The 22,525-nt window shown below is 73.0% G+C and carries 20 protein-coding genes, 1 tRNA gene and 3 pseudogenes; 17 read left to right on the top strand and 7 right to left on the bottom strand.

Annotated elements, in window-relative coordinates; translation table 11 throughout:
• Positions 1 to 29 precede the first annotated feature (29 nt).
• The 3 genes and pseudogenes from IEW07_RS08300 to IEW07_RS08290 form a co-directional block, all read left to right on the top strand.
• Positions 30 to 1,016, top strand: coding sequence for an aldo/keto reductase (locus tag IEW07_RS08300; RefSeq protein ID WP_188536124.1), 987 nt, complete (start codon positions 30 to 32; stop codon positions 1,014 to 1,016).
• A 10-nt stretch (positions 1,017 to 1,026) separates the two neighbouring features.
• Positions 1,027 to 2,229 (top strand): FAD-dependent monooxygenase, encoded by a 1,203-nt coding sequence (locus tag IEW07_RS08295; RefSeq protein WP_188536122.1) that lies wholly within the window; start codon positions 1,027 to 1,029, stop codon positions 2,227 to 2,229.
• A gap of 284 nt (positions 2,230 to 2,513) precedes the next feature.
• Positions 2,514 to 3,134, top strand: a pseudogene (locus IEW07_RS08290) (S-layer homology domain-containing protein); the annotation flags it as partial.
• A gap of 149 nt (positions 3,135 to 3,283) precedes the next feature.
• Here the strand turns inward: IEW07_RS08290 and IEW07_RS08285 are convergent.
• Positions 3,284 to 3,359 (bottom strand) — tRNA-Arg (locus tag IEW07_RS08285).
• Positions 3,360 to 3,645: 286 nt separating this feature from the next.
• On the opposite strand from IEW07_RS08285, the gene IEW07_RS08280 reads away from it, so the two are divergent.
• The 3 genes from IEW07_RS08280 to IEW07_RS08270 all read left to right on the top strand — a co-directional run bounded on the left by IEW07_RS08280 (position 3,646) and on the right by IEW07_RS08270 (position 7,425).
• A complete protein-coding gene (locus tag IEW07_RS08280; RefSeq protein ID WP_188536120.1) occupies positions 3,646 to 5,511 on the top strand; it encodes a phosphoenolpyruvate carboxykinase (GTP) in 1,866 nt (621 codons plus the stop codon).
• A 176-nt stretch (positions 5,512 to 5,687) separates the two neighbouring features.
• A complete protein-coding gene (locus tag IEW07_RS08275; protein WP_188536118.1) occupies positions 5,688 to 6,179 on the top strand; it encodes an RrF2 family transcriptional regulator in 492 nt (163 codons plus the stop codon).
• A 58-nt stretch (positions 6,180 to 6,237) separates the two neighbouring features.
• Entirely contained in the window at positions 6,238 to 7,425 is a 1,188-nt protein-coding gene (locus IEW07_RS08270) for a globin domain-containing protein (RefSeq protein WP_188536116.1), read from the top strand.
• Positions 7,426 to 7,487: 62 nt separating this feature from the next.
• On the opposite strand, the gene IEW07_RS08265 is transcribed toward IEW07_RS08270, so the two are convergent.
• Positions 7,488 to 8,888, bottom strand: coding sequence for a phosphomannomutase/phosphoglucomutase (locus IEW07_RS08265; protein WP_188536114.1), 1,401 nt, complete (start codon positions 8,886 to 8,888; stop codon positions 7,488 to 7,490).
• 63 nt (positions 8,889 to 8,951) lie between these two features.
• On the opposite strand from IEW07_RS08265, the gene manA reads away from it, so the two are divergent.
• On the top strand, positions 8,952 to 10,109 hold the full coding sequence (gene manA / locus IEW07_RS08260) for a mannose-6-phosphate isomerase, class I (protein WP_188536112.1): 1,158 nt from the start codon (positions 8,952 to 8,954) through the stop codon (positions 10,107 to 10,109).
• Between the two features lie 46 nt (positions 10,110 to 10,155).
• On the opposite strand, the gene mdlC is transcribed toward manA, so the two are convergent.
• Both mdlC and IEW07_RS08250 read right to left on the bottom strand, forming a co-directional pair.
• Positions 10,156 to 11,757 carry a benzoylformate decarboxylase gene (gene mdlC / locus IEW07_RS08255; protein ID WP_188536110.1) on the bottom strand — a complete coding sequence of 534 codons (1,602 nt, stop codon included), beginning with the start codon at positions 11,755 to 11,757 and terminating at the stop codon, positions 10,156 to 10,158.
• Between the two features lie 93 nt (positions 11,758 to 11,850).
• Positions 11,851 to 12,801, bottom strand: a complete 951-nt coding sequence (locus IEW07_RS08250; protein WP_188536108.1) for a LysR family transcriptional regulator — start codon at positions 12,799 to 12,801, stop codon at positions 11,851 to 11,853.
• A gap of 178 nt (positions 12,802 to 12,979) precedes the next feature.
• Between IEW07_RS08250 and IEW07_RS08245 the strand changes: the two genes are divergently transcribed.
• The 5 genes from IEW07_RS08245 (at position 12,980) to IEW07_RS08225 (ending at position 16,781) form a co-directional block, all read left to right on the top strand.
• Positions 12,980 to 13,933, top strand: coding sequence for an ABC transporter substrate-binding protein (locus tag IEW07_RS08245; RefSeq protein WP_188536172.1), 954 nt, complete (start codon positions 12,980 to 12,982; stop codon positions 13,931 to 13,933).
• A gap of 38 nt (positions 13,934 to 13,971) precedes the next feature.
• On the top strand, positions 13,972 to 14,766 hold the full coding sequence (locus tag IEW07_RS08240) for an ABC transporter permease (protein ID WP_188536106.1): 795 nt from the start codon (positions 13,972 to 13,974) through the stop codon (positions 14,764 to 14,766).
• Positions 14,763 to 15,536, top strand: coding sequence for an ABC transporter permease (locus IEW07_RS08235; protein WP_188536104.1), 774 nt, complete (start codon positions 14,763 to 14,765; stop codon positions 15,534 to 15,536). The genes IEW07_RS08240 and IEW07_RS08235 overlap by 4 nt, the downstream gene beginning before the upstream one ends.
• Complete coding sequence (locus tag IEW07_RS08230; protein WP_229741649.1) at positions 15,526 to 16,452, top strand: ABC transporter ATP-binding protein; 927 nt, start codon at positions 15,526 to 15,528, stop codon at positions 16,450 to 16,452. Before IEW07_RS08235 ends, IEW07_RS08230 begins: the two co-directional genes overlap by 11 nt.
• A 116-nt stretch (positions 16,453 to 16,568) precedes the next feature.
• On the top strand, positions 16,569 to 16,781 hold the full coding sequence (locus IEW07_RS08225) for a hypothetical protein (protein ID WP_188536102.1): 213 nt from the start codon (positions 16,569 to 16,571) through the stop codon (positions 16,779 to 16,781).
• Between the two features lie 12 nt (positions 16,782 to 16,793).
• Here the strand turns inward: IEW07_RS08225 and IEW07_RS08220 are convergent, their stop codons facing one another.
• The gene (locus IEW07_RS08220) at positions 16,794 to 17,681 is read right to left on the bottom strand and encodes a potassium channel family protein (protein WP_188536100.1); all 888 of its coding nucleotides are present in this window, start codon (positions 17,679 to 17,681) and stop codon (positions 16,794 to 16,796) included.
• A 217-nt stretch (positions 17,682 to 17,898) separates the two neighbouring features.
• Positions 17,899 to 19,125 (bottom strand): glycerophosphodiester phosphodiesterase family protein, encoded by a 1,227-nt coding sequence (locus tag IEW07_RS08215; protein WP_188536098.1) that lies wholly within the window; start codon positions 19,123 to 19,125, stop codon positions 17,899 to 17,901.
• A gap of 179 nt (positions 19,126 to 19,304) precedes the next feature.
• On the opposite strand from IEW07_RS08215, the pseudogene IEW07_RS21610 reads away from it, so the two are divergent.
• From IEW07_RS21610 to IEW07_RS08195, 5 genes and pseudogenes are all read left to right on the top strand, one after another.
• Positions 19,305 to 19,511 (top strand): annotated as a pseudogene (locus IEW07_RS21610) (CNNM domain-containing protein); the annotation flags it as partial.
• Positions 19,512 to 19,584: 73 nt separating this feature from the next.
• A complete protein-coding gene (locus tag IEW07_RS21430; protein ID WP_308738219.1) occupies positions 19,585 to 20,655 on the top strand; it encodes a hemolysin family protein in 1,071 nt (356 codons plus the stop codon).
• Positions 20,656 to 20,838: 183 nt separating this feature from the next.
• Positions 20,839 to 20,994, top strand: a pseudogene (locus IEW07_RS08205) (shikimate dehydrogenase); the annotation flags it as partial.
• 140 nt (positions 20,995 to 21,134) lie between these two features.
• Positions 21,135 to 21,431, top strand: a complete 297-nt coding sequence (locus tag IEW07_RS08200; RefSeq protein ID WP_188534873.1) for a DUF1540 domain-containing protein — start codon at positions 21,135 to 21,137, stop codon at positions 21,429 to 21,431.
• A 12-nt stretch (positions 21,432 to 21,443) separates the two neighbouring features.
• A complete protein-coding gene (locus tag IEW07_RS08195) occupies positions 21,444 to 22,013 on the top strand; it encodes a hypothetical protein (protein WP_188536097.1) in 570 nt (189 codons plus the stop codon).
• Positions 22,014 to 22,017: 4 nt separating this feature from the next.
• On the opposite strand, the gene IEW07_RS08190 is transcribed toward IEW07_RS08195, so the two are convergent.
• A complete protein-coding gene (locus tag IEW07_RS08190) occupies positions 22,018 to 22,521 on the bottom strand; it encodes a metallophosphoesterase family protein (RefSeq protein ID WP_188536095.1) in 504 nt (167 codons plus the stop codon).
• Positions 22,522 to 22,525: the final 4 nt, after the last annotated feature.

The following is a 22,525-nucleotide window of genomic DNA, read 5'->3' as shown; positions in this document are numbered from 1 at the left end:
CGTCAGGGCACGACCGAGGAGGAGCGAGGATGCGACAGGTGACGTTCACCCCGTCCGGGGACCGCGTGGGCGCGGTGGGTTTCGGGGCCATGGGCCTGAGCTGGGTCTACGACCGGCAGGGGCTGACCGAGCGGCAGAAGCACGAGGTGCTCCACCTCGCGGTGGACCTCGGCATGACCTTCGTGGACACGGCCGTCCTCTACGGCGGCGGGGCGAACGAGGAGCTCGTGGGCGCCGCGCTGGGCGGCCGCCGCGACGAGGTGTTCCTCTGCTCCAAGACCGGTCTGCGCGCCGCGTCCCTCGAACCGCCCCGGACCGAGCGCTGCGGGCGCCCGGAGGAGGTGCGGCGGTCGATCGACGACAGCCTGCGGCGGCTGCGCACCGACGCCGTCGACCTCTACTACCTCCACCGCGTGGACCCCGACGTGCCCCTCGAGGACACCTGGGGCGCGATGGCGGAGCTGGTGACCGCCGGGAAGGTCCGCCACCTGGGCCTGTCCGAGGTCAGCACCGCTCAGGCGGAGCGGGCGCACGCGATCCACCCGGTCGCCGCGGTGCAGTCGGAGTACTCGCTGTGGACCCGCAACCCGGACGGCTCGGGCCCCACGTCCGACGGGGAGCCCTCCGGGGACGTGATCTCGTGGTGCGCCGGGCACGGCGCGGTGTTCGTGCCCTTCTCGCCCCTGGGCCGCGGCTATCTGGCGGGCGCGCTGGCCGGCCGCACGTTCTCGGCCTCCGACTTCCGGTCCCGCAACCCCCGGTTCACGCCCGAGGCCATGGCAGCCAACGAGCAGCGGGTGCTCGGGCCGATCCGGGAGGTCGCCCGCCGGCACGGGGTCTCCCTCGCGGAGGTCGCGATCGCCTGGGCCGCGGCCCGGGGGGAGCACATGCTGCCGATCCCCGGCACGTCCGATCCCGTCCACGTGCGCGAGGACGCCGCCGCCGCGGAGCTGCGCCTCACGGCCGAGGACCTGGCTGTGCTGGACGGCGTCGAGGCCGTCGGCGACAGGTACTGAGGGGCCCGGCGTGCGCGCGGTGGTCTGCGGCGCGGGCATCGCGGGACTGGCCGCGGCCGGGTGCCTGGGGCGGCGCGGCTGGGAGGTCGTCGTCCTGGAGCGGGCTCCCCGCCCCCGGGAGCAGGGCTACATGCTGGACTTCTTCGGCCCGGGCTGGGACGCCGCCGAGGCCATGGGGGTGCTCCCCGCCGTCCGGGAGGCCGGCTACGCCGTCGACCGGCTCAGCTGGGTCGACGACCGCGGCCGGGAGCGGGCGGGGCTGCCGGTCGCCCGGTTCGCGCACGCCCTCGGCGGCCGCCTGGCCAGCGTGATGCGCCCCGACCTCGAACGCGTGCTGCGCGAGCACGCCGCTCCCGTGGCCGAGCTGTGCTACGGCCGGACCGTGGCCGCCGTCGAGGGGCGTCCCGGCGGGGCGGACGTGCTGCTCGAGGACGGCGGGCGCCTCGAGGCCGAGCTCGTCATCGGCGCCGACGGGATCCGCTCGGCCGTCCGTCGCTCCCTGTTCGGGCCCGACGAGCGGTTCCACCGCTTCCTGGGCCACCACGCCGCGGCCTTCCTCTTCGAGGACCCTGAGGCGCACCGGCAGCTGGGGAACCGCTTCTGCCTCACGGACAGCATCGACCGGAACATGGGCTTCTACGGGCTGCGGGACGGGCGCGTGGCGGCCGTCGCCGTGCACCGCACCCGGGACCCGGCCCTGCCCGCCGACCCCCGGGCGGCGCTGCGGGAGGTCCACGGATCCCTCGGCTGGATCGTGCCCCGCGCGCTGGCCGCGTGCCCGGAGCCGGCGCAGATCTACTACGATCGGGTCGCGCAGATCGAGATGCCCCGGTGGAGCACGGGGCGGGTCGTGCTCCTCGGCGACGCTTCCCAGGCCGTGTCCCTGCTCGGCGGGCAGGGTGCCTCGGTCGGGATTGCCGGGGCGTGGCTCCTCGCCGAACGGCTCGCCCGTGCGACGGAGGGCGGGACGGCGGACGGGGCGGTGGAGACGGCGCTCGCCGGCTGGGAGGCGGCGTGGCGGCCCGTCGTGGCGGAGAAGCAGCGCGTGGCCCGCGGCGGCGCGGCGTGGTTCCTCCCGGCCACGCGCGCCCGGCGCAGCGCCCGGCGCCTGGCCCTGCGCCTGGCCGCCCTGCCCGGGTTCGACCGCGCGGTGACCCGCGGGGCCGTGGGCCGGGCGGGCGGCGACGTCCGCGCCCTCGCGGGCGGCGCCTGACGGGGAAGCACCGGCCGCGGCGCGGGGGCACCGCTGTCCACGAAAGAGGCCCCGTGCCAGGATCCCCGCGGGGCGGAACGGTGTGCCTAAGCTGGCACTCTGCTCATCCGCTGAGCTCTTCCGGGGGGAACGAGGACACCGTGCGCACCACTGTCGGACAGGCGCTGATCGCCGCGCCCGCGGCGCTCGCCGTCGCCCTCTCCGGATTCTCCGGGGCCGTCGCCGCCGGGACGGACGCCGCGCCCCGGCCGGCGGCCTCCGCGGACCCGGTCCCGGCGGGTCCCGCCTGGACGCCGCCCGCGGTCTCGCCCTTCCGGGACGTGAGCACCACCGACCGGTTCTACGCGGAGATCGCGTGGCTGCAGGAGAGCGCCATCTCCGTCGGGTGGGCCGACGGCACCTACCGTCCGCTGCGGCCGGTCACCCGGGACGTCATGGCCGCCTTCCTCAACCGGCACGCGGAGCGGGTGAGGCAGGTCGACCCCATCACGCTGCCGGCGGTCTCCCCGTTCGCCGACGTGTCTGCCAGGACCACGCCGGTGTTCTACCGGGACATCCTCTCGATGGAGCAGTACGGCTACGCCACCGGCTGGACCGAGCCGGACGGCACCCGGACCTACCGCCCGGAGCAGCCGGTCGCCCGGGACGCCATGGCCGCGTTCTTCTACCGCGTGGCGGGCTCGCCGGACTACACACCGCCGGCGGTCTCGCCCTTCGCGGACGTCAGCACCACCCAGCAGTTCTACAAGGAGATGGCGTGGCTGGAGGAGAGCGGCATCGCCACCGGCTGGACCGAGCCGGACGGCACCCGGACCTACCGCCCGTGGCGGCCGGTCGCCCGGGACGCCATGGCCGCCTTCCTCTACCGGCTGGACCCGCTGCTCCGGGCCGAGGCTCCCGGGTGAGGCCGTGACGTGGGGCCGTGGCGTGAGTTCGCGATATGAGGCCGTGACGTGGGGCCGTGACGACCGCCCTCGCGGCTCCCCGGAGGGCGGCGTCCGGGCACGAAGAAGCCCCCCCACCGGCGTCTCCGCTGGTGGGGGGGCTTCTTGTGTGGTGCGCCCGAAGGGATTCGAACCCCCAACCTTCTGATCCGTAGTCAGATGCTCTATCCGTTGAGCTACAGGCGCATCGGCGTCCCGGCGTCACCGCCGTTCAAGCCGGGTACAACCTTACCCACAGGTGGCGGCTTTGCAAAATCAGCGGGAACCGGAGGCGACACCGTGACCGTGGCGTAACCCTGCTGGGGCGCGGTCGGTCAGAACGATAGGATGGGCTCCACATCACAGTAGCGACCGGCCGCCCACCTCCACGCCGCTCGCTGTGGGCCCGGATACCCGGGCCACGTGCTCGACGAAGCGCACGACGGCGAAGGTGTGGGCGGCCGGCGGACGGCCTCAACGAGGAGACATGTCAATGGCTGACAACCCCACTGCAACGACGGAGACCACCGGGCTGAACGAGGCTGTGAAGGGCGCGCTGGAGAACGCGCCGACCACCCACGCGCACCTCCTCGAGTGGGTGCGGGAGATGGTCGAGCTGACCGAGCCGGACCGCATCCACTGGGTCGACGGCTCGGAGGACGAGTGGACCCGGCTCACCGACGAGCTCGTGGAGGCAGGCACGTTCGTGCGTCTCGCCGAGGACAAGTTCCCCAACTCCTTCGCGGCGTTCTCGGACCCGGACGACGTCGCCCGCGTCGAGGAGCGCACCTTCATCTGCACCAAGACCGAGAAGAGCGCGGGTCCCACCAACAACTGGGAGGACCCGGAGGTGATGAAGGGGACGCTGCGCAAGAAGTTCAAGGGCTCGATGCACGGGCGCACCATGTACGTCATCCCCTTCGTCATGGGCCACCTGGACGCCCCCCGGCCCAGCTACGGCGTGGAGATCACCGACTCCGCCTACGTGGTCTGCTCGATGCGGATCATGGCGACCATCGGCACCCCCGTGCTCGAGCAGATGACCCGGCAGAACGCGTTCTTCGTCGAGTGCCTGCACTCGCTGGGCGCCCCGCTGGAGCCGGGCCAGGAGGACGTGCCCTGGCCCTGCAACCCCGCCAAGTACATCGTGCAGTTCCCCGAGGACCGGGCCATCTGGTCCTTCGGCTCCGGCTACGGCGGCAACGCCCTGCTCGGCAAGAAGTGCTACGCCCTGCGCATCGCCTCCGCCATCGCCCACGACGAGGGCTGGCTGGCCGAGCACATGCTCATCCTCAAGGTGACCGACCCCCAGGGCGAGAGCAAGTTCATCTCCGCCGCCTTCCCCTCCGCGTGCGGCAAGACCAACTTCGCCATGCTCGAGTCCACCCTGGACGGCTGGAAGACCGAGATGGTCGGCGACGACATCTCCTGGATCCGCTTCGACAAGGAGGGCCAGGCCCGCGTGATCAACCCGGAGGCCGGGCTGTTCGGCGTGGCGCCCGGCACCGGCTGGCCGACCAACCCCAACGCGATGCACGCGATCGCCAAGGGCAACACCATCTTCACCAACGTGGCGCTCACGGACGACGGCGGCGTCTGGTGGGAGGGCATGACCGACGAGACCCCGGAGCACCTGACCGACTGGAAGGGCAAGGACTGGACCCCGGGCTCGGGCCGTCCCGCCGCGCACCCCAACTCGCGCTTCTGCACCCCCATCAAGCAGGTCGACACCCTCGCGCCCGAGTACGACGACCCGCAGGGCGTGCCGCTGTCCGCGATCATCTTCGGCGGCCGGCGCAAGACCACGATCCCGCTGGTCTCCCAGTCCTTCGGCTGGGAGCACGGCGTGTTCCAGGGCGCCACGCTCTCCTCCGAGACCACGGCCGCGGCGAAGGGCGCCGTCGGCGTCGTCCGCCGCGACCCCATGGCCATGCTCCCCTTCATCGGCTACAACGCCAACGACTACCTCGAGCACTGGATCGAGACGGGCGCGCGGGTCGGCGAGGAGAACATGCCGAAGATCTTCTACGTCAACTGGTTCCGCCGCACCCCCTCCGGCGGGTTCGCGTGGCCGGGCTTCGGCGAGAACATCCGCGTGGTGAAGTGGATCGTCGAGCGGCTGGAGGGCAAGGCCGGCGGCGAGGAGACCCCGATCGGCATCGTCCCCACCGAGGACGAGCTCGACCTCACCGGCCTGGAGATCAGCGAGCAGGAGCTCGAGGCGGCCCTGAAGGTCGACGTCCAGGAGTGGAAGGCCGAACTGCCCAGCATCGACGAGTGGTTCCACCGGCTCGGCGGCGTGCCCGACGTCCTGCTGGAGCAGCGCGCCGGACTGGAGCAGCGCCTGAACGAGGCCTGAGCGGCCCGCCCGGAGGCAGCACCGGGCGCGTGACGCACCGCACGAGGGGTCCCCGCACGGGGGCCCCTCGTCGTGTGCGCGGCCCTGCGTGGGAGAATGGGCGGGTCTCCCGTGCCCGGCCGCGGGGGTCCGCCGAACCCGGAAGGAGCCGCCATGAGCGCGACGAGGACGAGCCCGTGCGGCTGACCGCCTTCTCCGACATCGCCCTGCGCGTCCTGCTGCTGACCGGGGCCGCCCCCGGGGGCGAGAAGCTGACCACGCGTGCGATCGCCGAGGGCGTGGGGGCGCCGTACCACCACGTCACCAAGACGGTGGGCCGGCTGAGCGGGCTGGGCCTGCTCGCCTCCAGCCGCGGCCGCACCGGCGGGGTGTCGATCACCCCGGCCGGCCTGGACGCCTCCGTGGGCGGGCTGCTGCGCGAGCTCGAGGCGGGCTCCGCGATGGTCGAGTGCGAGTCCCCGGACGGCCAGTGCCCGCTGGACCGGGGGTGCCGGCTGCGCCGTGCCCTCGCCGACGCGCGCGAGGCCTTCTTCCGCGAGCTCGACGACGTGCGCGTGCGCGAGCTGATCAGTCCCCGGCAGGCCGGGCCGGTCATGGTGGCGATCGGGCTGCGCCCACCGGAGCCGCCCGGCAGCTCCGCCGCGGGCGCGCCGGCACGGATTCCTTAATAAAGTATTTCAGATGCTAGTTTTGGGATGTCATCGACCGACACCCCAGGAGGCAACAGTGCTGTCCGACCAGTCCCGTCCCGTCATCGAGCAGACCATCGGCGTCGTCGCCGAGCGCATCCCGTTCATCACCCCGGAGTTCTACCGGTCCATGTTCGAGGCGCGCCCCGACCTGCTGGACGGCATGTTCAGCCGCTCCAACCAGAAGAACGGCACCCAGGCGCAGGCGCTGGCCGGCTCCATCGCGATGTTCGCCTCCCACCTGCTGACCCACCCGGACGGGTACCCGGACGAGCTGCTCTCCCGCGTCGCGCACAAGCACGCCTCGCTGGGCGTCCTGCCCGAGCACTACCCGATCGTGCACGAGCACCTGTTCGGCGCCATCGCCCGGGACCTCGGCGACGCCGCGACCCCCGAGGTCGTGGCCGCCTGGGACGAGGTGTACTGGCTGATGGCCGACGCCCTCATCAAGATCGAGAAGGGCCTCTACACCGGGCAGGCCAACGCCGTGGCGTTCGCCCCGTTCCGGGTGGCCGCCAAGGAGCGGACCGGGACCACCACGACCGCGATCACCCTGGAACCCGCCGACGGCACGCCCCTGACCCCGGCCGTGGCGGGCCAGTACGTGACCGTCCAGGTCCGGATGCCCGACGGCGTGGAGCAGCCGCGGCAGTTCACCCTCGTCCCCGGCCCGGACGGCACCCGCCGCTTCGCGGTACGCCTCGACGAGCGGGGCGAGGTCACCCCCGTGCTGCACCACGACGTCCGGGTGGGCGACGTCCTGCAGGTCTCCAACCCCTACGGCGACGTGGTCCTGGCGGAGGGGGAGGGGCCGCTCGTGCTGGCCTCGGCCGGCATCGGCGTCACCCCGATGGTCGCGTTCCTCGACCGGCTCGTGCGCCAGGAGTCGACGCGGCGCGTGATCGTGCTGCACGCCGACCGCTCCGCGGAGGAGTGGGCGCTGCGCGAGCTGCACGAGATGCTCGTGGCGGAGCTGCCCAACGCGACGCTGGAGACCTGGATGGAGACCCCGTGCGAGGGCGACCACGACGGCTTCATGGACCTCTCCGGCGTGGCGGTCCCCGCCGACGCCGAGGTCTACCTGTGCGGGCCGCTGCCGTTCATGAAGGCGGTGCGCTCGGCCGTGATCGCCCAGGGCGTGCCCGGGCGCAGCATCAGCTACGAGATCCTGGGCCCCGACCAGTGGATGCTCCACGACGAGGCGCGGGACGCCCTCGTCGCCTGAGCCCTTCAGCGCGGAAGGCCCCGCCGGACGGACCGTCCGGCGGGGCCTCCTGCGTGCGCCCGTCAGGCGCGCACGAGCTCCAGCACCCGGTCCCGGACCCGCTCCATGGTCTCGGCGTCCTTGGCCTCGACGTTGAGCCGCAGGAACGGCTCGGTGTTGGAGGGCCGCAGGTTGAACCACCAGCCCTCGGCGGCGGAGGCGAACGTGGTGCCGTCCAGCTCCTCGACGGTCACGTCGGGCCCGGCGAGGGCCTCCGCGACGCGGGCCACGGCGGCGGCCTTGTCCTCGACCGTGGAGTTGATCTCCCCGGACGCGGCGTAGGGGTCGTACTGCTTCATCAGCGCGCTCAGCGGCCGGTCCTGCTCGCCCAGGGCGGCCAGGAGGTGCATCGCCGCGAGCATGCCGGTGTCCGCGTTGAAGAAGTCCTTGAAGTAGTAGTGCGCCGAGTGCTCCCCGCCGAACACGGCGCCCTCCTCGGCCATGACGGCCTTGATGAAGGAGTGCCCCACCCGGGTGCGGACCGGGCGGCCGCCGCGGGCCGTGACGAGCTCCGGGACGGCCTTCGAGGTGATGAGGTTGTGGATGATCACCGGGGTCTCGACGCCCTCCGCCCGGGCCCGCTCGATCTCCCGCTCGGCCACGAGCGCGGTGACGGCCGAGGGTGAGACCGTCCCGCCCTGCTCGTCGACCACGAAGCAGCGGTCGGCGTCGCCGTCGAACGCGATGCCCAGGTCCGCGCCGTGCGCGCGCACGGCGGCCTGCAGGTCGCGGAGGTTCTCCGGCTCCAGGGGGTTGGCGGGATGGTTGGGGAACGTGCCGTCCAGCTCGAAGTACAGGGGCACGATCTCCAGCGGCAGGGCCTCCAGGACGGCGTCGCCCAGCACCGCGGGGGTGGTGAGCCCGGCCATGCCGTTGCCGGCGTCGACCACGACCTTCAGGGGGCGGGTCCCGCTCAGGTCCACGAGCGAGCGCAGGTACGCGGCGTAGTCGGCCAGCACGTCGCGCTCGGTCACGACGCCGGGAGCCGGCGCGGCGGGGACGTCGCCGTCGTCGAGGTAGCGCTGGGCGAGGTCGCGGATCTCGTAGAGCCCGGTCTCGGAGGAGACGGGCACGGCCCCCGGCTTGGACATCTTCATGCCGTTGTACTCGGCGGGGTTGTGGCTGGCGGTGAAGGTGACGCCGGCGGCGTCGAGCGTGCCGCACGCGAAGTACAGCTCGTCCGTGGAGATCAGGCCGATCTTCACGACGTCCGCCCCGCGGCGGAGCGCCCCCTCCGCGAAGGCGTCCACGAACTCCGGGGAGGAGGGGCGCATGTCGCCGCCCACCAGCACCGTGCCGCCGGCCAGGTCCAGGACGTCCACGAACGCGGCGCCCGTGGCCCGCACCGTCTCGGCGGTGATGGTCTCGCCCACGATGCCGCGGACGTCGTAGGCCTTGAACGAAGCTGAGAGATCGATAGTCACAAGGGGTGATCTTAGGCCACAGCGGTCCGGTCCTTCCTCCGGGGCTGTGATTTGATGTCAGGCATGGGAGAGATGCTCCGGATGCGCAATCCGATCCAGCACTACGCGTGGGGTTCACGCGAGGTGCTGGCGCGCATCCAGGGCCGGCCCGTCCCCAGCCCCGAGCCGGAGGCCGAGCTGTGGGTGGGCGCGCACCCCTCGGCGCCCTCGGTCGTCCACCTCGACGGGCGCGAGCGCCCGCTGGACGAGCTGCTCGCGGAGGAGCCCGGCCGGTTCCTGCGGGACGCCGCGGCCGGCGACGGGCTGCCGTGCCTGATGAAGATCCTCGCGATCGACGCCCCGCTGTCCATCCAGGTCCACCCGTCCCCGGAGCAGGCGGCCGAGGGGTTCGCCCGGGAGGAGCGGGCCGGGATCCCGCTCGGCGACCCCCGGCGCAACTACAAGGACCGCTCCGCCAAGCCGGAGACCGTGGTGGCGCTGACCGACCTGGAGCTGCTCACGGGCGTCCAGCCGGCCGGCCGGCTGGACGCCGTGGCGCAGCGGCTGCGCCTCGGCTGGCTCCGCGAGGCCCTCGCCGCCGGCGGACCGGTGCTGCCCGCCGTGCTCGGCCTGCCCGACGACGACGCCGCCGCGGCGGTGGAGGCGACCGTCGCCGCCGCCCGCGCCGCCGGCGCGGAGGACCCCGTCGCCCGGCTGATCCGCTACGTCGCCGACCGGCACCCGGGGGACCGGGGACTGCTCGTGGCGGTGTGCATGCACCACCTGCGGCTCGCCCCCGGCCAGTCCGTCCACACGCCCGCCGGTCAGCTCCACGCCTACCTCTCGGGCGCGGCCGTCGAGGTGATGAGCTCCTCGGACAACGTCCTGCGCGCCGGGCTGACCGGCAAGCACGTGGACGTGCCCGAGGTGCTGCGGGTGCTCTCCGAGGAGCAGCCGCCGCCCGAGGTCCTCGACCCCCCGGCCGCCGCGGACGGCAGCCGGCGCTATCCGCTGTGGGACGAGCGGCTGGCCCTGGTGGCCCACGAGGCCGCGCCCGGGCGGACCGTGCCCTTCGAGGTGCGGGGCACCGCGATGCTGCTCGCCGCCACCGGCCGGGTCCGGGTGCGCGCCGCCGGGCGGACCTGGGAGCTCGGGGGCGGGGACTCCCTGCTCCACACCGGGGGGCCGACCGCCGTGGAGCTGTCCGGGGACGGGCGGCTGTTCACGGTCCTCTGCGGCTGAGCCCCGCTCCGCCCGGGGCCGGTCCGGGGCTCGCCCGGGGACCCGCTCAGGGGGTCGTCAGCTCCGTCCGCACCTCGACGAGCGTGGGGCCGTCGGCGGCGATGCCCTGCCGCACGAGCTCCGCGAGCTCCTCGGCCGTGCCGGCCGCGGCGGCGGGGACGCCGTAGCCGCGGGCGATGCTCAGGAAGTCGATGCCGGGCACGTCCAGGCCGGGGACCTCGCCGGTGCCGAGCATCCCCGAGAACCAGCGCAGCGCCCCGTAGGTCCCGTTCTTGAGGATCACGAACACGACCGGGACCCGGTACTGCGCGGCGGTCCACAGGGCGGTGATGCCGTAGTTCGCCGAGCCGTCGCCCACCACGGCGACCACGGGCCGGTCCGGCCGCGCCAGCTTCACGCCGACCGCCGCGGGCAGCCCGAAGCCCAGGCCGCCGGACGCCGGCCAGAAGTAGGAGCCGGGCTCGCGCAGGTCCATGTGCCGCCAGAAGTCCCCGTTCGTGGAGGTCGACTCCACGACGTAGGCGGTCTCCGCGGGAGCGGTCCCCCGCAGCACCTCGAACACCGCGCCGGGGTGGAAGACCCCGTCCACGGGCTCCGGCGCCGTCGGCGGGACGGTCCAGGTCGCAGGCGGGGCCGGGCGGGTCCCGCCGCGCTGCTCGACGAGGGCGTCCACGAGGGCCTGGGCGGTCGCGGTCAGGCCCGCCACGAAGGAGATGCCGAACGGCGCGCGGGCGGCCTCCTGGGGGTCCTCCGTGACGTGCAGCAGCGCGGTGCCGTCGGACAGGTACCGGTCCGGCTCGTACTGGTGGTAGCGGAAGACCGGTGCCCCGAGCACCAGAACCACGTCGTTGCCGTCCAGCGCCGCGCGCACGCCCCGCTCCGATGCGGGGAGCACGCCGCGGAACAGCGGGTGCCGGTTGGGGAACGGCAGGCGGTAGGGGGAGGGCGCCACCCACACGTCGGCGCCGAGCAGCTCGGCGAGCTCGCGGCAGGCGGCGTTCGCCCCGACCGCGTCGACCTCGGAGCCGAGGACGAGGCCCGGCCGCCGCGCGGAGCCCAGCCCGCCGGCGATCTCCCGGAGGTGCTCCGGGGGCAGCCGCAGGCCCTCCACCACGCGGCGGGGGAGCAGGAAGTCGTCGTTGTCCGCCGACTCGCGGTCCCAGTCGTCGTAGGGGACCGACACGTAGGTGGGGCCGCGGGACCCGGTCGTGGCCTCCCACAGCGCCTGGTCGAGCATCCGCGGCACGTCCTGGGCGCACAGGGGCTCGCCCGCCCACTTGGTCAGCGGGGAGGTCAGGGCCGGGGCGGAGACGTTGGCGAGCATGGGCTCGGGGCCGACGGTGGCGCGGACCTGCTGGCCGGCCGTGACCACGAGGGGGGTGTGCGAGTTGCAGGCGTTGGTCAGCGCGCCCATGGCGTTGCCCGTGCCCGAGGCGGAGTGCAGGTTCACCAGCGTGGGCCGGCCCGTGGCCTGGGCGTAGCCGTCGGCCATGCCCACGACGACGCCCTCGTGCAGGCCCAGCACGTAGCGGATGCCCTCCGGCATGTCCTGCAGGAACGGCAGCTCGTTCGAGCCCGGGTTGCCGAACACGGTGTCGAGCCCGCGTTCCAGCATCCAGCGGTGGGTCCTGCTCCGGATGGTCGTCACACTGTGCTCCAATCGTGGATCGGCACCGGTGTGCCGCCTACCGAGAGGCTAGGAGCGGGCCGGGGGCCCGGCCAGTGAATGTTTTCTATCGGCTCATAGACGGCGGCGATGCAGGGGGCCCGGCCGCAGCGGGGCGGAGGGGTCCGGGGACATCGTCTCCCGGAGGGTGTCCACGAGGAACTGCGCGAACCACCGCTGGGCGGGGCGCTGGTGGTCCGGGTCCCGGGCGTAGACGGCCAGCTGCATCGTGGCCATCTCGACGGGGTGCGGGAAGACCCGGATCCCGGCCGTCTCCTCCAGGGTCTCGGCGAGGAAGCGGGGCAGCACCGCGACGCAGTCGGTGCGCTCCACGACGGCGGTCAGGCCGGTGAAGTGGGACAGCCGCAGGGCGGTCCGGCCCCGGGCGCCGGCCCGCTCGGCGGCGACCTCCGCCACGTCGTGGCCCATGGACGACGCGAGCCGGATGCGCGGCTCCTGCGCGAACTGCTCGAGCGTCAGCCCGTCTCGGACGCGGGGGTGGTCGCGGGCGGCGATCACGACGTAGTCGTCCGTGCCGATGACGGTCCGCACCACGTCGGGCCCGCCGATGTACGGGGCGCAGATCGCGGCGTCCACCCGGTTGCTCAGGAGGTCCTCGGGCACGTGCTCGACGTCGAGGGGCACGACGGTCAGCTCCACGCCGGGGGCCAGCCGCCGCAGGGCCATCATGATCGGCGGCAGGAACGCGAGCTCGCCGAGGTCGGTCAGGGCCAGGGTGAAGCGGTCCGGGGCGGTCGCCGGGTCGAACAGCCCGCCGGAGGACACTGCGGCGGAGATCTGGGCGATCCCGGCCTTGACCTGCGGGAAGATGCTGGCGGCGAAGGGCGTTGGCCGCAGCCCCCGGCCGTCCCGCACGAACAGCTGGTCGTTGCACTGCCGGCGCAGGTTCTTCAGCGCGTGGCTCACCGACGGCTGGGTCAGGTGCAGCTGGGCGGCCGCCGCCGTGACGCTGCCCTGCTCGTACACCGTGCAGAACACGCGCATCAGATTGAGGTCCAGCTCCACGAGCCCCTCCTGCTTCCCCCGCGCCCCATAGACGTCATCTATCGGACTATCGACAACACTCACTGGTTCGTGAATGCTTCCACACTAGAGTGATCTCTGTCACAGTCGAGAATTCCCGGTCGCACACAGACGTCGTCCGGCGACCGCCTCGGCCACGCACCGCGAGAGGGGAGACATGATGCGGCGTCCGCTCATGGCAATGGGAGTAGCAGGGTCCGTTCTGGCGCTGGCCGCGTGCGGCGGCGGTGAGCAGGGCGGCGAGGGCGGGGAGATGCAGGACGTCACCGTCGGCGTCATCCCCATCGTGGACACCGCCGCGATCTGGCTGGGCAAGGAGCAGGGCTTCTTCGAGGAGGAAGGGCTCAACCTGGAGATCCAGACCACCAGCGGCGGCGCGGCCGCCGTGCCCGGCGTGGTCAGCGGGGACTTCGACTTCGCCTTCGGCAACACCCTCTCGGTCATGGTGGCCCAGGGGCAGGGCCTGGACCTGAAGTACGTCACCAACGGCACCACCACCTCGGGCAACGCGGAGAAGGACTTCGGCGCCGTGGTGGTGCCCGCCGACTCGGACATCCAGAGCCCCGCGGACCTGGCCGGCAAGACCGTGTCGGTGAACAACCTCAACAACATCGGCGACACCACGATCCGCAGCGTCGTGGAGGAGGACGGCGGCGACCCGTCGACCATCGACTTCGTCGAGGTCGGCTTCCCGGACGCCCCCGCCGCGCTGGACCGCGGCCAGGTGGACGCCGCCTGGATCCTCGACCCGTTCCTCACCCAGACCGTGGAGGACGGCGCCCGGGTGGTGTCCTACAACTTCGTGGAGTTCGACCCCGAGCTGGACATCGCCGGGTACTTCACCACGGCCGAGAAGGTCGAGCAGGACGCCGAGATGGTCCAGAAGTTCCAGAACGCCATGAACAAGTCCCTCGAGTACGCGAACGAGAACCCGGACGCGGTGCGCGAGATCGTCGGCACCTACACGCAGATCGACGAGGACATGCGGCAGAAGATGGCGCTCCCGCGGTTCCGCACCGAGTTCGACCGGGAGGCGCTGCAGAAGCTCGGCGACGCCGCCGTGAAGTACGGGACCCTCGAGAAGGCCCCCGACCTCGACGCGCTGCTGCCCTAGCGCGGCCGCGACCAGGGGACGCAAGGAGAGGACACCACATGGCAACAACGCGCGCAGGCCGGTCCTGGGGGCCAGCGGCCCTCGGGGCGCTGGGCATCCTCGGCTTCCTGGCCACGTGGGAGGTGCTGCCGCTGACCGGGCTCGTGGACCCGAGGTACCTCCCGCCGGCCAGCGAGGTGCTCGCCGAGCTCGGCGCCCAGTTCCTCTCCGCCGGGTTCTGGCTGGCGGTCTGGCAGACCGTCCGGGCCTGGTTCCTGGGCCTGCTCATCGCGGCGGTCGCGGCGATCGTCCTGGGCCTGGTCATCGGCACCAGCGCCGTGCTGCGCCGGGCCACCCACACCACGATCGAGTTCCTCCGGCCCATCCCGTCGGTGGCCCTGATCCCGCTGGCGGTGCTGCTGTTCGGCGTGCAGCTGGAGTCCACGCTGCTGCTGGTGGTCTACGCGTCCTTCTGGCAGATCCTCATCCAGGTCCTGTACGGGGTCGCCGACGTGGACACCGTGGCGCAGAACACCGCCCGGAGCTTCGGCCTCGGCCGGTTCGCCCGGGTCCGGTACGTCACCTGGCCCACCGCGCTGCCCTACGTCATCACCGGGCTGCGCCTGGGGGCCGCGGTGGCGCTGATCCTGGCGGTGACGGCGCAGCTCGTCATCGGCAGCCCCGGACTGGGCCGGGAGATCGCCCTGGCCCAGTCCGGCGGCGCGGTCTCCGCGATGTACGCGTTCGTGCTCACCACGGGCCTGCTCGGGGTGCTGATCAACATGGCGATGCGCGTGCTCGAGCGCCGGGCCCTGGCCTGGCACTCGTCCGTCCGAGGAGAGGTCGCGGTATGAGACTCGTCAAGAACCTGGGCTACGCCCTCGGGCTGCCCGTCCTGCTGATCCTGCTGTGGTGGGGCTACACCCTCGTCTCCTCCAACTTCTACGTCCCGGAGCCGGGCGAGTTCGTCACGACCTTCGCGGACGTCTGGTTCGGGGAGCGGTTCTTCGACGACGTGCTGCCCAGCATCGGCCGGCTCCTGGCGGGCCTGGTCCTGTCGATCCTCCTGGGCGTCGTCGCGGGCCTCGTGATCGGCTCCGTCCGGTGGCTGCGCTCGCTGCTCGAGCCCGTGCTCGAGTTCTTCCGCGCGATCCCGCCGCCGGTGCTGGTGCCCGTGCTGATGCTGCTGATCGGCGTCAACGACCAGATGAAGGTCGTGGTCATCGTCCTCGGGTCCGTGTGGCCCGTCCTGCTGAACACCATCGAGGGCGTACGCTCGGTCGACCCCGTCATGACCGAGACGGCGCGGTCCTACGGGATCGACGGGTGGTCGCGGTTCGTCCACCTGGTCATCCCCGCGGCGGGCCCGCAGATGATGGCCGGCATCCGGCAGGCCCTGTCGATCGGCCTGATCCTGATGGTGATCTCCGAGATGTTCGCGTCGTCCTCGGGGCTGGGGTTCACCATCGTGCAGTTCCAGCGATCGTTCGCCATTCCCGAGATGTGGAGCGGCATCGCCGTCCTGGGCCTGATCGGCGTGGTGCTCTCGTTCGTCTTCCAACGTGTTGAACGCAAGGTCCTCGCCTGGTACCGGGGACTGAAAGAGGTGGAGAATGCAGGCTGAAACTGGGAGCTCGGCCGTGGGCGGCCACGGCGGAGCCGACCGACCCGCGACCGACCGACCCGCGACCGACCGCTCGGCGGCCGGGGCGGAGGGCGCGGCCAAGGACAGGGACAAGGACAGGGACAAGGACGTGCTGCTGTCCGTGCGGGGGCTGCAGAAGATCTACTCGAGCGAGCACGGGGACGTGGAGGCCGTCCGGAACCTGACGTTCGACCTCCGGCGCGGCGAGCTCGCGTGCCTCGTGGGACCCTCGGGCTCCGGCAAGACGACGCTGCTCAAGTGCATCTCGGGGCTCATGGCGCCGACCTCCGGCGAGGTCCTGCTCGGGGGCCGGCGGGTCACCGGCCCGCCCAAGGACATGGCCGTCGTGTTCCAGGAGTACGGGCGCAGCCTGTTCCCCTGGATGACGGTGCGGGAGAACGTCGAGCTGCCGCTCAAGAACGCGAAGCTGCCCCGCAACGAGCGCAAGCGGCTCGCGGACGAGGCGCTCGCCGCCGTCGACCTGCCGCACGCGGACAAGAAGTACCCGTGGCAGCTCTCCGGCGGCATGCAGCAGCGCGTGGCGATCGCCCGCGCGGTGGCCTACCAGCCGAAGATCCTGCTCATGGACGAGCCGTTCGCGGCGGTCGACGCCCAGACCCGCGCCGACCTCGAGGACCTCATCCGCGACGTGTGGCACCGCATGGGCGTGACCGTCCTGTTCGTGACCCACGACATCGACGAGTCGGTCTACCTGGGCGAGCGGGTCATCATCCTCTCCAGCTCCCCGACGGTCGTCCAGGAGGACCTCCGGATCGACCTGCCGGACGAGCGGGACCAGCTCACCACGCGCGGCCTGCCCCGCTTCACGGAGCTGCGCGGGCACGTGTACGAGGAGATCCAGCGGGCCAAGCGGGAGGCGGGCACGCGCGTCTGAGCCGTCCCCTGCCGCCTTCGCCGGCACCTTCACGGCATCTCCGCCGCGCCGGTGGGCCCGCGGCTAGACTGGGCCCACCGGCTCCGGAGCGCCCGGAGCGGCAGCGGGAGGTCACCATGGGCACCACCTCGTCCGACGGTCTGCGCGGCACCACCGCGCCCTGCCCCCGCTGCGGCGGGACCGGCTTCGAGCTCGTCTACGTGCAGATCATGCCGGACGACTGGGACCTGGCCCGTGACGTGGAGCTGGCGTCCCCGTCGATGATGCTGGCCGACGGGCGCGCCCCGGAGCACTCCTGCCAGAACCCCTCCTGCCGCCACCTCTGGTGAGCGGTCCCGGGCTCAGGACGTCCGGGCCTTCGGCGGGTCGTAGCCGTGGTCCGTGGCGTAGGCGCCCAGCACCTCCTCGGTCGTCTCCCCGGGGCTGCCGAACTCCTCGCGCAGGAGCCTGCCGAAATCCTCCACGGCCGTGCGGAGCATCGCCCCGCTGACCCGGATCTCCTCCGCGGCCGCGTCCTGGGCGCGCGCCGCGATCTCCATCGCGTACGGCAGGGAGACGGCCAGCGCCGCGTCCTCCTTGACCTCCCGGAAGTAGTAGGTCTCCGCGTTCTGCACCAGTGTCACGTGCGCGCGCACGACGTCGTCGGTGAGCTGGTCCAGGGTCCGGCTCGCGCTGGCGCGGTCCAGGCCGGACAGCCGGCGCGCGTAGTCGACGCCCTGGAGCAGGGACAGCCGGGCGGCCAGGGCCCGCCGCTGGGCCAGCGCCGGGTAGATCTGGGTGAACCAGGACAGCGCGGCGGTCAGGAGGGCGAAGCCGATCAGCGACTCGACGGGCGACACGAACCGCAGCCACGGCCCGACCGGCACCACGTCCCCGAAGCCCAGGGTGCCCAGGGTCACGAGGGACATGTAGAGCGCCTCCGCGGCGTCGTGGTGCCCCTCCGGGTCCACCCCCTCCGAGTAGGAGAAGCCCTCGGGGATGTGGGGCAGGTACACGAGCGCCCAGCCGACCGCCTGGAGCAGGCCCCAGAGCACGATGGCCGCGACCACCCCCAGCGGACCGGCGATCGAGCCGCGGCGGTGGCCCGTGCGGCGGGAGGCCCACCACGCCAGCCGCAGCATCCCGTGGCTGAGCGTGCCGCGGCCGCTGGGGTAGAGCAGGGTGTGGAACACGTCCCAGAGCCCGAGCCCGATCAGGCCGAACCCCAGCAGCGTGAGCACGACGTCCATTCGGACTCCCTCCGGAGGGCGGCCGGGCGCTGCGGGGTCGCGCGCGGGGCCGGCACCTCGACGGGCTCAGGATACTGGCCGCTCCGGCCCGCCGTCCGCACCCTCACTCCGTCCGGCCCCTCACTCCGTCCGCCCCTCACTCCGGCGCCCCGGGCGACCAGGGGTTCCGTGGTCGACCGGGGCGGGAGGGGTCGCACGAGCGACGGGACGGGGGACGTCAGTTGGCGAAGACGTCCAGCAGCCGGCCGTCGCCCGTCCACAGCGCCACGGAGTCGCCGCCGTTGTTGAGCACGGCCCCGGTGCCGCCGTTGTACCAGGCGTCCTCGGCGTTCTCGCCGGACCCGGTGTGGACCCGCAGCTGCCCGCCCGGGGCCAGTTCGTAGCCCTCACCCACGGTGAGCACATTGTTCGCGGCGTCGCGCAGCACGTAGCCGCTGACGTCCACGGTGGTGGTCCCGGTGTTGGTGAGCACCACGTGCTCGCCCGTCCCGTACTGGAGGTCGTCGCCCGGGACGTCGTTGACGGCGTCCTGGATCTCGATCCCGTTGTTCGCGGGGAAGGGGTCCAGCCCGTCGAGCAGGCGGTCGGTCTGGATCGGGAAGTCGCCGGTGACCATGTCCACGCCGAGGTCGATCACGTGCTGGACGGCCTCGGGCGAGTTCACCGTGTAGACGCCGAGGTCCAGGCCGGCGGCATCGACGAGCGCGACGTCGTCGGCGTCGAGGCTGCGGTAGTTCGTGCCCACGGAGTCGACGAAGCCCGCCCAGCGCTCGACGGTGGCGGCGTCCGGGACCGTGCCGACGAGCTGCTGCAGCGGGACGTCGGGGGCGAGCTCGGCGAAGGTCCGGTTGGAGCCCTCGTCGAAGCCGATGACCGTGACCTTGCCCGCCTCCAGCAGCTTCGCCCACTCCTTGTCCTCCGCCAGGGCGTCGGCGACGACCTGCTCGACGCCGGGGGAGTTCTTCGGGGACTTGATCTCGATGTAGACGCCGGTGTTGACGGTGGCGATCCTCGCGGCGTCGTCGAGGTGCGGGATCCGCTCGCCATCGAACCGGGCCCCGAAGTAGGAGCCGGCGTCGAGCTGCTGCAGCTCGGCCCAGGTGAAGGAGGTGATCGGGTCGTGCTCGCGGCCGGGGAAGACCTCTTCGACGTCCGTGGTGCGCGCCGGGGTGTCGTCGTGGAAGAGGAACGGCACGCCGTCGGCGCTGAGCTGGACGTCGATCTCGAGGTGGTCGACGCCCGCGGCGCGGGCGTCCTTGAACGCGGCGACCGTGTTCTCGGGGGCGGTGCCGGCGGCGCCGCGGTGGCCGATCACGAGCGGGCGGCCGGCGTCGGAGCCGGCGGGGGCCGCGGCCGCGGGCAGGGCGGCGCCGAGCAGGGCGGCCGCGGACAGGGCGCCGGCGGCGGCGGAGCGGAGGCGGCGGGGCGCGGGGCGGACGGTCATGGGGGAGTCCTTCGGGTCGGGGGTGTGCCGGGACCAGTCAAGACCGGCGGGGCGACGCCGCGGTCAACACGAGGTGAACCGGGCGTGATCTCAGGGCGTGATCTCAAGGTGAGATCCCAAGGTGTGGTCCCGGAGCAGGACCGCCGGACGGCGCCGGGCGGCTCGATAGCCTGGGTGCCATGGACTCCGACACCCTCGTCAACCTCCTCCTCGTCCTGCTCTTCGTGGTGGTCGGCGGGGTCTTCGCCGGCACCGAGATGGCGATCGTGAGCCTGCGGGAGAGCCAGGTCAAACGGATCGAGCGGTCCGGCCGCAAGGGCGCCCGGACGGCGGCGCTCGTGCGGGACCCCAACCTGTTCCTCTCCGCCGTGCAGATCGGGGTGACGGTGGCGGGGTTCTTCTCCTCGGCCTACGGCGCGGCCACCATCGCCCCGGACGTCGCCCCCCCTGTTCGAGCGGATGGGACTGTCGGGGTCCGCGGCGCAGACCGCGGCGCTGATCGGGATGACCCTGGTCATCGCCTATCTCTCGCTCGTGTTCGGGGAGCTGGTGCCCAAGCGGCTCGCCATGCAGCGCGCCGTCGGCTTCACGACCGTCCTGGCGCCGCCGCTGAGCCTCTTCGCCAAGCTGATGCGCCCCGTGATCGGGCTGCTCTCGGCGTCCACGAACGTCGTCGTCCGGCTCCTCGGCGCGGACCCGCGCGCCGTCACGGAGGAGGTCTCCGCGGAGGAGATCCGGGAGATGGTCGTGGACACCCGGGGCATCGGGCCCGTCTCCCGCTCCATCCTCACGGACGTCTTCGAGGCCGGCGAGCGCCGCCTGGCCGAGGTGATGCGGCCCCGGACGGACGTGCACTTCCTGGGCGGGGACCTGCCCGTGACGGAGGCCTACCGCACGGCCCTGTCCCTGCCGCACTCCCGCTATCCGGTCACCGGCGAGGGCGGGGACGACGTCCTGGGCTTCGTGCACATCCGGGACCTCGTGGTGGCGGACGAGGACGGGGACGGGACCATCGAGGCCCCGCCGCGGACCCTGCGGGAGATCGTGCGGCCCATCCCGTTCCTGCCGGAGACCAACCACGTGCTCCAGACCCTGCAGCTCCTGCGCAAGGAGGGCCGGCACATCGCGCTGGTGGTGGACGAGTACGGCGGGACGGCGAGCATCGTGACCCTGGAGGACCTCGTCGAGGAGCTCGTGGGGGAGATCTACGACGAGTTCGACGCCGGGATCCGCGAGCACGAGGACACGGTGCTGCGCAAGGGCGAGTCCGTGCTCGTGGACGGGGGGCTCATCATCCAGGAGGTCCCGGAGGAGGCCGGCCTCGTCATCCCCGAGGGCCACTACGAGACCGTGGGCGGGTTCGTGATGGACCGGCTGGGCCGGGTGGCGCGCCCGAGGGACGTCGTCGACGTGGACGGGTACCGGCTCGAGGTCCTGGCGACCGACCGCGCGCGGGTGGAGCGGGTGCGGATCAGCCGGCTCCCGCAGCCGTCGCCGGGGGCTCAGGAGGACGGTCTCCCGTCCTCCTGAGCCCCCGGCGACAGGTCGCGCCGGAGCCCCCGCTGGCGGGTCCCGCGGGTCAGCCGGCCAGATGGGCGGCCAGCTCCTGCGCGGCGTCGTAGCCGTGCTTGACGGCGTTGGAGACCACGGGCGGCAGCGGGTCGGCGGCGGTGCCCGCGGCGACCACGGGCGTCCCGCGGTCCCGGCGCAGCCCGGGCGCCAGGGGCGGACGGGTGCCGGGTCCTCGACAGCGGGCACATGGCCGTGGGCCAGGCCGCCGACGCGTTCGCGCTGATCACCGGGGTGGAACCGGACCGTGCTCGGATGCGCGCCCACTTCCTGGAGCTCCTCCACGCCCAGCAGGGCTGACCCCACCCCACCAGAGGCCGGAGGAAATGGACACGGAAATCTGTGCTATTTTTTCCGGTCCCGCGGGCGCATCCTGGACCTGTCCGAACCAGTGCCGGACCGCCGGGTCCGGCCTCGAGGAACTTCCAGGAGGATCCGTCATGGCCACCACCGAGTTCGTTCCCGTCTCCGACTGTTCCGTGGGGCAGTGCTCGTTCAACCACGACCACGAGTGCAGCGCCCACGCCATCACCGTCGCCGGCTCCTCGGGCCACGCCCACTGCGGGACGTTCATCTCGCTGGGCGCCGACGGGGGGCTGCCGACGGTCCACGCCGAGGTGGGGGCGTGCCAGCGCGGGGAGTGCGTGCACAACTCGCACCTGATGTGCACCGCCCACGACGTGAAGATCGGGGCCGGGGCGGACGAGGCCGACTGCCTCACCTACCAGGCAGCCTGAGCGCGGGGCGAGGTGGACGAGGAGATCCGGCTCAGCGGGGCGGACCACCCGCACGTGCAGATCCCGCGGCTCGGGGAGCTCGACTCCATCTGGGCCCGGCGGATCGTGCTGGCGGCCGTCCTCAGCCTGGTGGCAGGGCTCGTGGCCGGGATCGTGGCCGCCCTGGTGCTGGGGGAGGGCGGCCTCCTCAGCCCGGCCCAGTGGGGGCTCACGGTCGGGGGTGCGGCCCTGCTGCTCGCCGGCCTCGTCCTCTCCCTGACCCGCGCGGACGACGCCCCCCGCAACGACCTCATGGACGCCCGGTCGCGGGCGAGCAAGGGCCTGCGGATGTCGGTGCGCCGCGGCGCGATCCCCCAGGATCCCGCCCTGCGGGAGATGCAGGACTACATGGCCGTGGAGATGGTCCAGTACGCCTGGCCGATCCTGCTGACCGTCCCCGGCATGGCGCTGGTCGTGGCCGCCTTCTTCGTGCCCGTCCCGGCCGTCGTGGTGGCGCTGCTGTTCGTCGTGGTGTGGGCCGCGGTGCGGATCAACGGGTCCGTGGTGGGGCGCCGCTACTACAGGCTGCGCGGTCTCGCCTGAGGGCTCAGCGCCGCGGCAGGCGCACGAGCTCCACGTCGAGGAGCCGGCCGGCCTCGGCCACCGCGGTGAGGTAGGTGCAGAACGGCTGCCGCCGCCGGTCGGTGGGGGAGCCGGGGTTGAGCAGCCGCATCCCGTCCGGGGTGGTGCTGTCCCACGGGATGTGGCTGTGGCCGAACACGAGCACGTCGAGACCGGGAAAGGCCCGGTCCGCGCGGGCCTCCCGCCCGGTGGCGGCGCCCGTCTCGTGGACCATCCCGAAGCGGACGCCGCCGATGGTCTCGCGGGCCACCTCGGGCAGCCGGGCGCGCAGCTCCGGGCCGTCGTTGTTGCCCCACACCCCCACCAGGCGGGCGGCGCGCTCCTCGAGCCGGTCGAGGGTGGTGGTGTCGGTCCAGTCGCCCGCGTGCAGGACCACGTCGGCGGCGTCCACGGCCTGCCACACAGAATCCGGCAGGTCGCGGGCGCGCCGGGGGACGTGGGTGTCGGCGAGCAGGAGCAGCCGGGTCATGCGC

The sequence above is a fragment of the Kocuria dechangensis genome (assembly GCF_014636775.1).
Lineage (GTDB): Bacteria > Actinomycetota > Actinomycetes > Actinomycetales > Micrococcaceae > Kocuria > Kocuria dechangensis.
Note: the sequence above shows the minus strand (reverse complement) of the source record. Positions and strands in the feature narration are given on the sequence as shown.